Here is a 12,789-nt window from a genome sequence, read left to right as displayed (position 1 = left end):
GCCGACGCCGGCCGGGGTGCCCGTGTAGATCAGGTCGCCCGGCTGAAGTTCGAACAGGCCCGAGAGATATTCGATGGTTTCAGGTACGTTCCAGATCAGATCCGAAATATCGGCGTTCTGCTTGGTCTCGCCGTTGACTTTGAGCCAGATGGCGCCGGTCGAGGGGTGGCCGATCTTCGACGTCGGCTGGATCTCGGCGCAGGGCGCGGAATCGTCGAACGCCTTGCCCACTTCCCAGGGCCGCCCGGCTTCGCGCATTTTCGTCTGCAGATCGCGCCGGGTCATGTCGAGGCCGGCGGCGTAGCCGAAGATGTAGTCGTTGGCCTTCGCCTGCGGGATATCCTTGCCGCCTTTGCCGATCGCGACCACCAGCTCCATCTCGTAGTGGACATTCTTCGACTGGGACGGGTAGGGGAAATTCGCGCCGTCCTGAATGATCGTGTTGTTGGGCTTCATGAAGAAAAACGGCGGATCGCGGTCGGGGTCCGAGCCCATTTCGCGGGCGTGTTCGGCGTAGTTCCGCCCCACGCAATAGATGCGGCGGACGGGAAACACGTCGTCCGTCCCCGCGACGGGGACGCAGGGAATTTCCATCGGCTTTACGGCATAGCTGGTCACGTATCGGTCTCCTGTTTGCGATTTCAGTCTGTCGGTGTCAGGTCGTCGGCTTCGACGATGGTAAGCTCGTTGTCGCCCACATTGTTCTGGCGGCGGAAAGCGGCGGCAGCCTTGTATTCCGGTGAGTTGAAACAGGCTTCCGCATCGGCCAGGGACGGAAACTCGATCACGACGAAACGTTCGAAATAGTCGCGGCCCTCCAGCGTCTTGTGATTGCCGCCGCGCGTCAGGACCTTGCCGTCGAACTTTTTCAGGATGTCGGGGACCTTGGTCGCGTACTTCATGTATTCGTCGTAGTCGTTGATCTTGGCGCGGGCCAGCCAGTAGGCGGTCATGCCGTTTCTCCCTAAATTCCGCTGGCGGCAGGTATAGCCGATCTGACTTCCGTTGAGCGGGAAAATTTCCCGGCGTGGGGGCCCGCGATCATCCCACGACCCTGTGATTTCGTCGCCCAGAAAAATAGGATAGTGTGCGGCAAGGCAAACAAACACGGGTGGAAGAAAAATGCCGCTTACCCATCTGGAGCACTTTCTGATACAGGCCGAAGACCTTGATGGAACGCGAGACTGGTATGTGGATGTCCTGGGAATGGTCGCGGGGCCCCATCCGGATTTCAAATTCCCGGTTCACTGGCTGTATCTTGGCGACGAGCCGGTCCTTCATCTGACGACCGGGGGTGCTGCCGTGTCCGAAAACCGGAAGAAATATCTCGGCCAGCAGACGACCGAGACGCATGGATCGGGTGTCGTCGACCATGTCGCCTTTCGGGCGACCGGGTTGCCGGAAATGATGGCGCACCTTGACGCGAAGGGAATCGCGTACACGCGACGCCAGGTCGACGATCAGGGGCTATTTCAGCTTTTCCTGCTCGATCCGAATGGGGTGAAGGTCGAACTCAACTTCGCCGCCGCGGAAGCGGGCGGCATCAAGGCGGATGTCATGGCGTCCGAGCTGACACGCTGAAAAGTCAATTTCGAACCAGTTATCGCGACGCAAGGGAGAGCAACACGTGATCGATTTTTACACCTGGTTTACGCCGAACGGCCGCAAGGTCTCCATCATGCTTGAGGAGTGCGGGCTCGACTATACGACACATGCGGTGAATATCGGCAAGGACGAGCAGTTCGACCCTGCTTTTCTGAAGATCAGCCCGAATAACAAGATCCCGGCGATCGTTGACCGCGACAACGGCAGGTCGCTGATGGAATCCGGTGCGATCCTGATGTACCTCGCCGAAAAGTCGGGCAAATTCTGGCCGCAGGATCCGGACGGCAAGTGGAAGACGGTCGAATGGCTGATGTTCCAGATGGGCGGGGTCGGGCCGATCTTCGGCCAGGTCCACCATTTCGAGCGCGCCGCCAAGGAGGACGTCCCCTACGGCAAGAAGCGCTACGGCACCGAGTGCCGGCGGCTGTACGCGGTGATGGACGCCCATCTCGAGGGCAAGTCGTTCTTCGCCAACGACGAGTACTCGATCGCCGACATCGCCATCCTGCCCTGGGTGGCGCGCTACGAGTGGCAGCATGTCGACCTCGCCGACTACCCGAACGTGAAGCGCTGGTTCGACAGCCTGATGGCCCGCCCGGCGGTGCAGCGCGGCATGGAGATCCCGGCGGGCTGAGGGGGACGCCACGGAGCCCGTCGCTTCGTGGGTTCCGGCTCCGTGCCGCCGCTGGCGACCCGGTCCGGAATGACGAAGAACGGGGCGTTTCTCCTGCTATCGTCATTCCGGAGCGGACCACCGCAAGTGGGGCGCATCCGGAACCCACCCGCCGCTCCGACGCACCAAGATCTTCATGACCGACACCATCGTCATCCGCCCGGCCGTCGCCGCCGACCTGCCGGCCCTGCGCGGGCTGTGGGAGCGCTGCGGGCTGCATCCGAGCGCCTCCGACACCGACCAGCGGCTGGCGGCCCTGATCGAGTTCTGCGGCGGGCTGTTCCTGGCGGCGCTACGGGACGGCGAGATCGTCGGCAGCGTGATGGCAAGCTGGGACGGCCGGCGCGGCTGGATCAACCGGCTGGCGGTCGACCCGGCGGCCCGCGGCGGGCGGCTCGGCGACCGGCTGATGACCGAGGCCGAGGGGCGCCTGGCCGCGATCGGCTGCGACAAGGTCAATTTGCTGATCGAGCCGGACAACGCCGGGGTCGAGCGGTTCTACCGGCGGCTCGGCTACGGGCGCGACGAGCTGATCTTCATGGAGAAGTGGCTGTAGGGGGCGACCCCGGTCAGTCGGGCGGGGCATTGCCGGCGGCCGGCGGCGCGACCGCCAGGGCGTCGGCCGGGTCATAGGCCGGCAGCCCCTCCAGCGCCGGCCGGTCGTAGCCGGCCAGGGTCAGTTGCTTGACCCCGGGCCGGAACGCCTCCAGCGGCAGCGCAACGTCGCGCTCGCCGATGCCGAGGAAGCCGCCTATGCCCACCACCAGGAAGGTCCGGCGCCCGTCCCGGCTGCGCGCCACCCGGTCGACCGCGCCGACCGTCTCGCCGTCGGCGTTCGCCACGGTCGCGCCCGCGGCCTCGGTCAGCCCGGCCTGCGCCAGCAACTGGGCGATCCCTGTGCTGACGGGGCTCTGCGGCGCCGGTATCTCGGCCAGCATCGGCCGGCCGCCGGCCTCTTCGACGAAGTGCTGCGCGCGGCCGAGGGCGTTGTGGCAGGCGGTGGCGTTGCCGCCCTTCGCCTCCTCGTGGGCGTGGACCAGGGTGCGCTCGATCTCCTCGCGCTCATCCGGCGGCAGCGGGATCGATGCCAGGGCGTTCTGGAACCGGGCGGCCTCGTCCATGCAGGTCTTGGCGGTCTGGTCGGGAGGGTCGGCGAAGGCGGGGGCGGTCCCCAGGGCGGCGAGCAGCGCCGTGCCGAGGGCCAGTGCGGCACAGCCGCTGCGTCCGGGCATGCAGGTCTCCGTTGCGGATGGTCGTTCGCACCGGAAACGCGGGAGACCCCGCAGGCGTTCCGGAAAGGCGGCGCGGAAATGTGAACGGGGCCGCCCGATGGGCGGCCCCGCTGCCGGTTCCAACAGGCGGACCCGGTTACTTCAGCTCGATGCCGAGACCCTTGTACAGGCCGGCGCCGTAGATGCCATGGGCCGGGATCGGCTTCAGGCGCGGACCGGCGGCAACGAACATCGGCTCGTGCACGATCGGGATCCAGATCGCGGCGTCGTGCACCTTCTTCTGGATCTTGGCGTAGGCCGCGAAGCGGTCCTCCGGAGTCAGGGCGCCGCGGCCCTCCAGCAGCCACTTGTCGGTCTCGTCGTCCGCCCAGTTGACCCGGTTCGGGGTCGGCCGGTTGGCTGACGGGAAGTACAGGTTCATGGCGTCGCCGGCCGAGACGTAGGGATACGACATGGTGAACATGTCGAAGTCCTGGGTGGCGAGCTTGCCCCAGATCACCGTGGCGTCGAACACCTGGATCTCGAGCTCGGCGCCGACCTTGCGCATGTCGCCCTGCATCGCCTCCATGATCTGCTGCCAGATGTTGGTGAAGCTGTAGGCGAGCAGATGCAGCTTCTTGCCGTCCTTGTAGCGGAAGCCGTCGCTGCCGACCTTCCAGCCGGCCTCGTCGAGCAGCTTCTTCGCCGCCTCCGGGTCGAACCCGAAGAGCGACTGGTCGACGCCCTGCTTGTTGTAGTCGAGCACGTTGGGGTGGATGTAGGAGTAGGCGGGCTCGGCCTTGCCGAAGAACGGGCCCTCGGCGATCGCCTTCTGGTCGACCGCCAGGTTGAGGGCTTTGCGGATGGTCAGGTCGTCGGCGATCTCGCGGGTGATCTTGAAGCCGACGAAATAGGTCCAGAAGTAGTTCGGCGCCTTGGTGACCGCGATCTGCGGGTTGGCCTCCAGCTGGTCGACCGCCCAGTAGGGGATGTACTGGGTGGCGTCGCCCTGGTTCGACTGGATGCCGGCGACCCGGTTGTTGTCCTCCGGCACGATCTTCCAGACCAGCCTGTCGACCTTGGCCGGGCCCTTGTTGTCGTAGAACGCCGGGCCCCACTTGTAGGCCTCGTGCTTCTTCAGGACGAGCTCGTTGCGCGGCTCCCAGGACTCGAAGCAGTACGGGCCGGTGCCGTCGAAGCCCTTCACGCCGAAGTCGGCGCCCAGTTCCTTGACCTGATCGATGTTGATGATGGTGTGGAAGTGCTGGGTCATCTGGAACAGCAGCTCGGAATACGGCTGGGTCAGCTCGTACTCGACCGTGTAGTCGTCGACCGCGCGCACTTCCTTCACGTCGCCGGCGCGGTTCTTCACCACGCCCTTGGTCTCCGGATCGAGCCAGCGGTCGATCGAGCCCTTGACGTCCTTGGCGGTGAACTTCTTGCCGCTGCAGAAGGTGACGTCGTCTCGCAGCTTGAAGGTGTACAGCTTGCCGTCCTCGGACACGGTCCAGGACTTGGCCAGCAGCGGGTGGACGGTCTTCAGGTCGGGATCGAGCGCGACCAGGGTGTCGCCGACCATGAACAGCGCCTCGGCGGTCGAGCGCGCCGTCGACTTGTGCGGGTCGTAGCGGTCGGTGTCGATCGTCCGCATCACGGTGACGGTGCTCTGGGCCGCGGCCGGCGCCGCCGCCTGCAGCAGGGCGGCCGGGAGCAGGGCGGCCAGCGCCAGCGTCCCCAGCAGTGTGCCCCGTTTCGGTGTCCTCATCGCTTCACCCTCCTTGTTGATTGCAGTCCAGGCGTCCGGGCTCCGCACGCCTCACTGGCGGAGCCTGGGGTCGAGCACGTCGCGCAGCGCGTCGCCGAGAACGTTGAAGGCGAGCACGATCATGAAGATCACCACGCTCGGGATCGTCGAGACGTGCGGCGCGAAGAACAGGAAGTTGCGGCCGTCGGCCGCCATGGTGCCGAGCTCGGCGGTCGGCGGCTGGGCGCCGAGGCCGATGAAGCTGAGCGCCGCGCCCAGCAGGATGGTCTGGCCGAGCTGCAGGGTCAGGTAGACGAAGATCGTCGACGCGCAGTTCGGCAGCAGGTGGCGGAACATGATGCGGGCGTCGCTCATGCCGATCGCCCGGCAGGCCGAGATGTACTCCTGCTGCATCACCACCATCGCCGCGCCCCGGGTGATGCGGGCGATCGACGGCACCGCCGCCACCGTCAGCGCGATGGTGATCGAGGTGGTGCCGGCGCCGAGCACGGCGGCGATCGCCAGGCCGAACAGGATCGACGGGAACGACAGCAGGATGTCGACGACCCGCATGATCGGGCCTTCCAGGCGCTGGAAATACGCCGCCGTCAGGCCCAGCACCGCGCCGATCGAGCCGCCGGCCAGGACCGCCAGCAGGCCCATGGCGAGGGTCGTGCGGATGCCGAACAGCAGCCGGCTGACCATATCGCGGCCGAGGCCGTCGTTGCCGAGCCAGAACGCCGCGCTCGGCGGCTTCAGCATCATCCGCAGGTTGTTGTCGTAGGGGTCGTAGGGCGCGATCCAGGGCGCCAGCAGGCCGAGCGCGACCACCACGGCCAGGAAGCCGGCGGACAGCATCGCCGCCTTGTCGCGGCGCAGCTTGCGCAGGATCGACGGCCGCTTGAGCCGTTCGGTCGGGGCGTCGTCCGGCAGGATCGCGGCCGGGGTGGCGGACAGCTCGGTCATCGGGCCCGCACCCGCGGATCGAGGACGGCATACAACACGTCGACCACCAGGTTGACCATGAGGAAGGAAAGCGCGAGGACCAGGATGGCGCCCTGGGCCAGCGCGTAGTCGGCCGAGACGATGGCGCCGACCGCCAGCCGCCCGACCCCGGGCCAGGCGAACAGGGTCTCGGTCACCACGGCACCGCCGAGCAGGAAGCCGATCTGCAGGCCGATCAGCGTGACCACCGGGATCAGCGAGTTGCGCAGTGCGTGGCCGACCACGACTCGGTACTCGGACACGCCCTTGGCGCGGGCGGTGCGCACGAAGTCGCTGCCGAGCACCTCGAGCAGCGAGGTCCGGGTCATGCGGGCCACCGGGCCGATGAACACGCCGCCGAGCGTCAGGGCCGGCAGCACGATGTGGTCCAGTCCGTCCAGCGTCCACAGCGGCCCGCCGCGGCCCTGGAACGGGAACAGCTTCCAGTGGAAGCCGGCATACTGGATCAGCATCAGGCCGAACCAGAAGATCGGCATCGACACGCCGGCGACCGAGATCGCCATGATGACCCGGTCCGACAGCCGGCCGCGCCGCACCGCGGCGAGCGTGCCGAGGATCACCCCGAGCGGCACCGCCCAGATCAGGCTGGCCAGCATCAGTTCGATGGTCGGCCCGACGGTGTTGGCGAGCTCGGTCGCCACCGCGGTGTTCGAGATCATCGAGCGGCCGAGGTCGCCCTGGAGCACGCGCGAGAGGTAGATGCCGAACTGCACGAAGACCGGCTCGTTCAGCCCCATGGACTCGCGGATCGCCGCGATCTCCTCGTGGGTCGCGGTGGGGCCGGCCATCACCGTAGCCGGGTCGGTCGGGACCACCTGCAGCAGCAGGAATCCGATGAGCAGGACGCCGATCAGGACGGGAATCGAGATCAGCAGTCGGTGGGCGATGTGCTGTAGCACGGCGAGGGGAACCCTGACGCCAGAGGAGGGACGACCGTCGTTGCCTTGGCAACGACCATGCCAAGCGTTGCACGAGTCGAGAGGCATGGCCAAGTCCCCGATATCCGCGCCTTCGCCGCTGCGGCTTTCGGGCCGCCCGTCGGATTTGTCGCTCCGTTGTGCGAATGAATTGAGCAGGCTGGCGCCCGATTGATCATCGGCGGGCCACCGCTCCGGCAGCCCGACGGCGGATGGGTTCCGGCTCGACCGCGCCGGGGCGGCGGCGTCGTTCGGAATGACGACCGAGGGTGGCTCGAACGCCGGCGGGGGCAGACCAAGCGCCTTCCCCTTTCGACGTCATTCCGGACGAGACGGCCAACGTCAGTTGACCGGATCGAGCCGGAACCCACTCGCCGCCGCGGCGTCAGGGATGCAGCTTCAGGTCCTTCAGGGCCTTGTCGACGTCGCGGCGGTCGCCATGCACGGCCAGGCCGGCCAGGTCGAGTTCGGCGGTCGGCAGGGCCGCCACCACCGCCCGGTTGTCGACGTCGTTGCCGGTCCTGAACATGCCCTCGGTGTAGACCGCCAGGGCCAGGCCGCGTTCGAGGGCACGGCGGTGCGCCTTGGTCAGCGCCGCGCCGTCGCCGGCCAGCACCACCACCGGCTGGCCGAAGATGGCGAGATACCCGACCCCGTCGGCGTCGCGGTACGGCTCGCCGATGCTGCCTGGTGCCTGGGCGGCGACGCCGCTCGCCAGGAAGGCGGTGACGTTCAGCTTCTGCCAGGTCGCCAGGTTGGCGCGGACGGCGATGGCGATCTTGGTGTCGTGGTTCATGGGCGGCTCCCGGTGACGGCCTGTGCCGTACCGAACTAGCCGCCGGCCGGGGCCGCGGATTGGACGTCCGTGCAGGCCGCCCGGAACTCGCCGGGGGTGATGCCGTAGCTGGCCTTGAACCGGCGGATCAGGTGGCTCTGATCGGCGAAGCCGACGGCGGTCGCGACCTCGGCCGCCGGCTCGCCGGCCAGCAGCAGCTCGCGGGCGACCGCCAGGCGGCGGCGGGTCAGCCAGGCGTGCGGCGGCAGACCGTAGGCGGCGGCGAACGCCCGGGAGACCTGGAACCGGCTGCGCCCGGCCTCGGCGGCCAGGTCGTCGAGCCTGAACTCCCGCTCGTAGTGGGTGTGCAGCAGGTCGCGGATCCGGGCGATCGCTGCGTCGCCGGCGCGGGTCGCGGCCGGCGGGCCGGCGCGCCCGTGCCGGCGGGCCAGCGGCAGCAGGGCGTCGGCGACCGCCTCGTCGGCCTCCAGCGCGTCGCCGGCAGGGTCGCACAGCACCCGGCACAGCCGCAGCAGCCGGCGCGCGGTGCCGGGGTCGTCGACCAGGGTGTCGGCGAAGAACGGCGGATCGGCCGGCCGCTCGCCGGCATCCTCCAGCAGGCCGCGCCACAGCCCGGCCGACGGGTACAGCATCCAGTAGGTGAAGCCCTCGTCGCCGGCAGCCTCGCCGTCATGGGCGTCGTCCGGGTTCATGGCGATGATCCGGCCCGGGGTGCTGACGTGACGGCGGCCGCGATGGTGAAAGCCCTGCCGGCCCTGCAGGGTGACGCCGATCGCGTAGCTGTCGTGGGCGTGCCGGTCGTAGGCATGGCCGCCGAACCGGGCCTTCAGCAGCTCGACCCCGGTGCCGCCGTGCCGCCAGAACCGGACTTCGTCGGCGACCGTGCGGGTCATGCCGCGGTCCGGCGGTCCGGGGCGGCCGGGGCGACGACCCAGGACCGGTCGTCGCCATAGGCGGCCTCGCCGCCGCGCGCCAGCGCCGCGATCATCCGGGCCTGGAATTCCAGATAGCCCATGGTCGGCGGCTCGCGGCCGCTGCGCGTCACGATCTCGGCATGCAGGGCCGGCAGGGCGTGGAACGGCACCGCCGGGAAGGTGTGGTGCGCGGTGTGATAGGCCATGTTCCAGCCGAGCCGGCGCAGCACCGGATTCGTGCGAATCGTTCTGGTATTGGAAAGTGTGTCGGAAGAATGTGTTAGGCCAAGATGCTCGATTGTATTCTGAAGTTGATGCACCGGCTTCGCGGCGACCATCGGGGCCAGCCAGTACAGCACCGCCGCCCAGCTTCCGGACGCCAGCGAGACCGCGGCGATCAGGGCGTAGCCGGCCAGGTGCCAGCGCGCCTCGCGGATCACCAGCGGCTTCTCGACCTCGCGGATGTACGGCTCGACCACCACCCTGCGGGCCAGCCGCAGGATGCGGGCAACCCGGCTCTGCCAGTAGGTCAGGCCGGACATCCACAGCAGGTAGCTGGCGAGCGTGTAGCGCGGCCGGCCGGCCAGCTCGCCGTCCCGCTCCCAGTCCTGGGTATGGCGGTGGTGGGCGAAGTGCTGGATCTGGTCGAAGTCGCGCGGGTACAGCATGGCGAAGCCGATCGCCCGGCCGAACGCCAGGTTCGGCCAGCGGGTCCTGAACGGGGTGGCGTGGCTCAGCTCGTGCTGGGCGGCGTACAGGAAGTTCAGGACGATGCCATGCGCCAGGAAGGCAGGGACCGCCCACCAACCGCCCCAGGCCAGGTGCAGGGCGATACCGGTCGCGGCCAGCGCCCCCAGGTGGCCGGCCATCTGGGTCGCGCCCTTGAGGTCGGACCGCCCCGACAGTTCCTTCAGCCGCTGCGGCTCGATCAGCCCGCGCCGCCCGACGAAGCCCTCCACCGGCACCTCCCATGGTCGATGGTGCAGTGCGGCAGCGTGTCGCCGTCGCGCGCCGGGGTCAACCCGCGGCCTATTCCCGGCGCAGGACCTTGTTGACCAGGATCCCGGCCAGCCAGTTCTCCCGGAACGCCGCGGTCAGGGCCTTCGGGTCGTACTCGGTCTCGATCCACTCGCGGAAGCCGATGCCAGTCCGGGCCTCGGCCGCCAGATAGCTCTCGTAGAAGAAGTCGATGACCCCGGTCTTGGCCTGGCGGACATGGCCGAAGCGCAGGGACAGCTGGTCCATCGCCCGGCGCAGCGGCACGCCGCGGACCTGCCAGAGGTACAGGGTGGCCATGAAGCCGGTGCGGTCCGCCCCCGACTTGCAGTGCATGACCAACGGCAGCTCCAGGCCGTCCCACAGGTCGAGGGCGGCCAGGATGGTCTCGCGGTCCAGGCAGGCGCGCGAGCGGATCGGGAAGTCGATCAGGGTCAGGCCGAGCCGCGCGCAGGTCTCGCGCTCCAGCCGGTAGGCGCCGCACTCCACGCGCGGTCCGCGCAGGTTCAGGATGGTGCGCACGCCCTCCGCGGCGAACCGCTCCAGGTGATGCGGGCCGGGCTGGGCGGCCCGCCACACCCCGTCGGCGACCTTGTGGCGATGGACGTAGAAGTGCCGCAGGAAGCCGTGGTCGACCAGCAGCATGTTCCACCAGGCGCGACGGCGCTGGTCGGTGGTCATCGGCTCGGTCGGGGCGGCGCGGTGGGGCAGGTCGATCATCGGTGTCCGTGTCGGGCGGCGGCCAGCAGGGTTTCGAGCGCCGCGTCCACGGCATCGACGGGAATCGCGTCCATTCCGCCGCCGCCGAAGTCCTGGGCCCGGACGACGGCCCCGCGGCTCACGAACGGCGCGAACTTGGCCGGCGGGGTCGGGCCGAACAGCGACAGCAGCGGAATGTCGGCGGCCGCCAGCATATGGCCGCCGCCGCTGTCGTTGGCAACCGCCGCGTCGAGGTGCGCCGCGACCGCGATGGTCAGCAGCGGCGACCCGGCGAGGGCGCCGGCGGCCGGGTCCTGCAGCGGCAGCACCGCGTCGGGCAGGGCGTCGCGGATCCGGGCGGCCCAGTCGGCCTCGTCGGGGCCGAGCAGGAAGACCGGGGTCCGGCCACGCGCGGCGACGCGCCGGGCGAGTTCGACGTAGCGGTCGAGCGGCCAGCATTTCTGCCGCCCGCCGGCGCCCGGCGCGAACCCGACCAGCCGGTCACGACCCGCCAGCAGGCGGTCGGCGAGGGCGGCGGACTCCGGGTCGGCGACCCGGGTGACCGTCGGCACCGCCGGCCTGCCGGTCGCCGCCTCCAGCAGGTCGAGCATCTGCCGGATCATCGCCGGCGGCCGGCGGTGGCCGCGCGGCGGCCGGCGGTCGGACAGCCAGTAGCCGGCGGCACCCGACACGAACTCGCGGTGCGGGATCCGCCGCAGCAGCAGCGTGGTCTTGACCCGCCGCTGGGTGTCGAGGACCAGGTCGAAGCGCTGCCCGGCCAGTGGGGTGCCGGCGAGCGCCGGGCGCCGCAGCTCGTCCCAGCCGAGGCCGACGCCGGCCTCCTCGACCACCGTGTCGATCAGGCCCTCGACCAGCGGCGCCAGCACGCCCGCATAGGTGCTGCGGCCCTTGCCGGCCAGCCAGACGATGCGGGCGCCGGGGCAGGCGTTGCGCAGGGCCCGCACGAAGGGCAGCTTCATCAGCCCGTCGCCCACCAGGTCGAGGCCGACATAGACCAGTACGCTTTCGGGCGCGGGGCCGCCGCTCATGGCGCAGGCGCCCGGTCGACCGGCAGCGCCGCCAGCCGCAGCAGCGCCAGCGTCACGCCGATCAGGCCGAGCCAGGTCTCCTGCCACAGCCCGAAGGACAGCATGGCGATGACCAGCAGGGCGGCGGCGGTGGCCAGCGCGGTCGCCTGGGCGGACCGGTCCAGGCGCCGGATCGCAGCGGCGGCGATGCCGAGCAGGGCGAGCCCGGCGGCGATCCCGACCGCGCCGAATTCGACCCACAGCTGCAGGGCGGCGTTGTGCGCATGGGTCGACGGCGCCTTGTGGAAGCGATAGCGGGCGCGCTGCTCGTCGGTCAGCGGCAGGCTCCGCACGGCGCCCAGTCCGTGGCCCAGCACCGGCGCCTTCGCCACCTCGGCCGCGGCGTGGTCCCAGATCTCCAGCCGGTCGGTGAAGGACAGCGGCATCCGGATCTCGTGGCGGGTCGCGATCTGGTAGGCGGTCGCCAGGATCGGCGGGGCGGCCACGATCATGACCAGGGTCAGGACGCCGCCGACCGCCAGCACGGCGCCTGGGCGCAGGCGGGCGGCGGCATAGACTAGGGCGGCGGCCGCCGCCGCCAGCCATCCGGCCGCCGAGTCGCCGCCGAGCACCGGGGCCGCGCCCAGCAGCAGGGCGACGGCGGCATGCCGCCGGCCGACCCGGCGGGCCAGCAGGCCGGCGAGCGGCAGGCACAGCAGCAGCATGGCCACGGCCGGCCGGTTGTAGCGCGCCGGATCGACCGTCGCGGCCGGGCCGAGCCCGTCCGCCAGCCGGTGCAGGGGCGCGTCGAAGCCGAGCTCGATCAGCAGGAAGAGCGAGCCGAGCGCCAGGCCGCCGAGCGTCCACATCGCCACCCGGTCGAGCCGGGCGCAGGCCGCCACCCGGGTCCAGCCGGCCGCCGCCAGCCACAGCACCACCGCCAGCATGCCGAACTTTTCGAGGGTCTCGCCGATACCGGCGATGCCGGGTGCGGGCGGCAGGTGGACCGCCGCGACATAGCCGAAGAAGGCCACGAACAGCAGCCCGACCGACGGCGACGGCAGGGCCGCCCGCCGGTCGCGCCACAGCGTGAGGGCCAGCAGGGCGGCCGCCAGGGCGATCGCCAGGGGGGCCAGCGCCTGCTTGGACGCGGCGCCTATGGCGGGGAACAGGAACAGGCCGGCGGACAGCACCGCGGTCG

General features: G+C 69.8%; 15 protein-coding genes. 3 read left to right on the top strand and 12 right to left on the bottom strand.

Annotation, left to right across the window (positions count from 1 at the left end; genetic code table 11):
- A partial coding sequence (locus RIC31_RS26190; protein ID WP_350115398.1) for a fumarylacetoacetate hydrolase family protein occupies positions 1-618 on the bottom strand: 618 nt, incomplete at its 3' end.
- Positions 619-641: 23 nt separating this feature from the next.
- Positions 642-953: a DUF1330 domain-containing protein gene (locus RIC31_RS26185; protein WP_350115395.1), complete on the bottom strand. Its 312-nt coding sequence runs from the start codon at positions 951-953 to the stop codon at positions 642-644.
- Positions 954-1,122: 169 nt separating this feature from the next.
- On the opposite strand from RIC31_RS26185, the gene RIC31_RS26180 reads away from it, so the two are divergent.
- The 3 genes from RIC31_RS26180 (at position 1,123) to RIC31_RS26170 (ending at position 2,834) form a co-directional block, all read left to right on the top strand.
- Positions 1,123-1,581, top strand: a complete 459-nt coding sequence (locus RIC31_RS26180; RefSeq protein WP_350115392.1) for a VOC family protein — start codon at positions 1,123-1,125, stop codon at positions 1,579-1,581.
- A 46-nt stretch (positions 1,582-1,627) separates the two neighbouring features.
- Positions 1,628-2,239, top strand: a complete 612-nt coding sequence (locus RIC31_RS26175; protein ID WP_350115389.1) for a glutathione S-transferase family protein — start codon at positions 1,628-1,630, stop codon at positions 2,237-2,239.
- A gap of 175 nt (positions 2,240-2,414) precedes the next feature.
- Positions 2,415-2,834: a GNAT family N-acetyltransferase gene (locus RIC31_RS26170; RefSeq protein ID WP_350115386.1), complete on the top strand. Its 420-nt coding sequence runs from the start codon at positions 2,415-2,417 to the stop codon at positions 2,832-2,834.
- Positions 2,835-2,847: 13 nt separating this feature from the next.
- Here the strand turns inward: RIC31_RS26170 and RIC31_RS26165 are convergent, their stop codons facing one another.
- The 10 genes from RIC31_RS26165 to RIC31_RS26120 form a co-directional block, all read right to left on the bottom strand.
- Positions 2,848-3,510, bottom strand: a complete 663-nt coding sequence (locus RIC31_RS26165; protein ID WP_350115383.1) for a PRC-barrel domain-containing protein — start codon at positions 3,508-3,510, stop codon at positions 2,848-2,850.
- 136 nt (positions 3,511-3,646) lie between these two features.
- A complete protein-coding gene (locus RIC31_RS26160; RefSeq protein WP_350115380.1) occupies positions 3,647-5,254 on the bottom strand; it encodes an ABC transporter substrate-binding protein in 1,608 nt (535 codons plus the stop codon).
- 51 nt (positions 5,255-5,305) lie between these two features.
- Positions 5,306-6,199 carry an ABC transporter permease gene (locus tag RIC31_RS26155; protein WP_350115377.1) on the bottom strand — a complete coding sequence of 298 codons (894 nt, stop codon included), beginning with the start codon at positions 6,197-6,199 and terminating at the stop codon, positions 5,306-5,308.
- Complete coding sequence (locus RIC31_RS26150; protein WP_350115374.1) at positions 6,196-7,137, bottom strand: ABC transporter permease; 942 nt, start codon at positions 7,135-7,137, stop codon at positions 6,196-6,198. Before RIC31_RS26150 ends, RIC31_RS26155 begins: the two co-directional genes overlap by 4 nt.
- A gap of 403 nt (positions 7,138-7,540) precedes the next feature.
- Complete coding sequence (locus tag RIC31_RS26145) at positions 7,541-7,951, bottom strand: DUF2000 family protein (protein ID WP_350115371.1); 411 nt, start codon at positions 7,949-7,951, stop codon at positions 7,541-7,543.
- Positions 7,952-7,986: 35 nt separating this feature from the next.
- The gene (locus tag RIC31_RS26140) at positions 7,987-8,844 is read right to left on the bottom strand and encodes a helix-turn-helix transcriptional regulator (protein WP_350115368.1); all 858 of its coding nucleotides are present in this window, start codon (positions 8,842-8,844) and stop codon (positions 7,987-7,989) included.
- Complete coding sequence (locus RIC31_RS26135; protein ID WP_350115365.1) at positions 8,841-9,824, bottom strand: fatty acid desaturase; 984 nt, start codon at positions 9,822-9,824, stop codon at positions 8,841-8,843. Before RIC31_RS26135 ends, RIC31_RS26140 begins: the two co-directional genes overlap by 4 nt.
- 70 nt (positions 9,825-9,894) lie before the next feature.
- Entirely contained in the window at positions 9,895-10,581 is a 687-nt protein-coding gene (locus RIC31_RS26130) for a phosphatase domain-containing putative toxin (protein WP_350115362.1), read from the bottom strand.
- On the bottom strand, positions 10,578-11,609 hold the full coding sequence (locus RIC31_RS26125) for a glycosyltransferase family 9 protein (protein ID WP_350115359.1): 1,032 nt from the start codon (positions 11,607-11,609) through the stop codon (positions 10,578-10,580). The genes RIC31_RS26130 and RIC31_RS26125 overlap by 4 nt, the downstream gene beginning before the upstream one ends.
- A complete protein-coding gene (locus RIC31_RS26120) occupies positions 11,606-12,781 on the bottom strand; it encodes an O-antigen ligase family protein (RefSeq protein ID WP_350115356.1) in 1,176 nt (391 codons plus the stop codon). The genes RIC31_RS26125 and RIC31_RS26120 overlap by 4 nt, the downstream gene beginning before the upstream one ends.
- Between the last annotated feature and the right edge of the window lie 8 nt (positions 12,782-12,789).

It is taken from the genome of Thalassobaculum sp. (genome assembly GCF_040219615.1).
Taxonomy (GTDB): domain Bacteria; phylum Pseudomonadota; class Alphaproteobacteria; order Thalassobaculales; family Thalassobaculaceae; genus Thalassobaculum_A.
The sequence above is the reverse complement of the archived record's forward strand: the minus strand, read 5'-3'. Positions and strand labels throughout refer to the sequence as shown.

What these genes read in the sequence shown, in the direction of transcription:
- RIC31_RS26185 (WP_350115395.1), bottom strand. Translation starts at nt 953, where the DNA reads ATGACCGCCTACTGGCTGGCCCGCGCCAAGATCAACGACTACGACGAA.
- RIC31_RS26180 (WP_350115392.1), top strand. Translation starts at nt 1,123, where the DNA reads ATGCCGCTTACCCATCTGGAGCACTTTCTGATACAGGCCGAAGACCTT.
- RIC31_RS26170 (WP_350115386.1), top strand. Translation starts at nt 2,415, where the DNA reads ATGACCGACACCATCGTCATCCGCCCGGCCGTCGCCGCCGACCTGCCG.
- RIC31_RS26165 (WP_350115383.1), bottom strand. Translation starts at nt 3,510, where the DNA reads ATGCCCGGACGCAGCGGCTGTGCCGCACTGGCCCTCGGCACGGCGCTG.
- RIC31_RS26160 (WP_350115380.1), bottom strand. Translation starts at nt 5,254, where the DNA reads ATGAGGACACCGAAACGGGGCACACTGCTGGGGACGCTGGCGCTGGCC.
- RIC31_RS26155 (WP_350115377.1), bottom strand. Translation starts at nt 6,199, where the DNA reads ATGACCGAGCTGTCCGCCACCCCGGCCGCGATCCTGCCGGACGACGCC.
- RIC31_RS26145 (WP_350115371.1), bottom strand. Translation starts at nt 7,951, where the DNA reads ATGAACCACGACACCAAGATCGCCATCGCCGTCCGCGCCAACCTGGCG.
- RIC31_RS26140 (WP_350115368.1), bottom strand. Translation starts at nt 8,844, where the DNA reads ATGACCCGCACGGTCGCCGACGAAGTCCGGTTCTGGCGGCACGGCGGC.
- RIC31_RS26130 (WP_350115362.1), bottom strand. Translation starts at nt 10,581, where the DNA reads ATGATCGACCTGCCCCACCGCGCCGCCCCGACCGAGCCGATGACCACC.
- RIC31_RS26125 (WP_350115359.1), bottom strand. Translation starts at nt 11,609, where the DNA reads ATGAGCGGCGGCCCCGCGCCCGAAAGCGTACTGGTCTATGTCGGCCTC.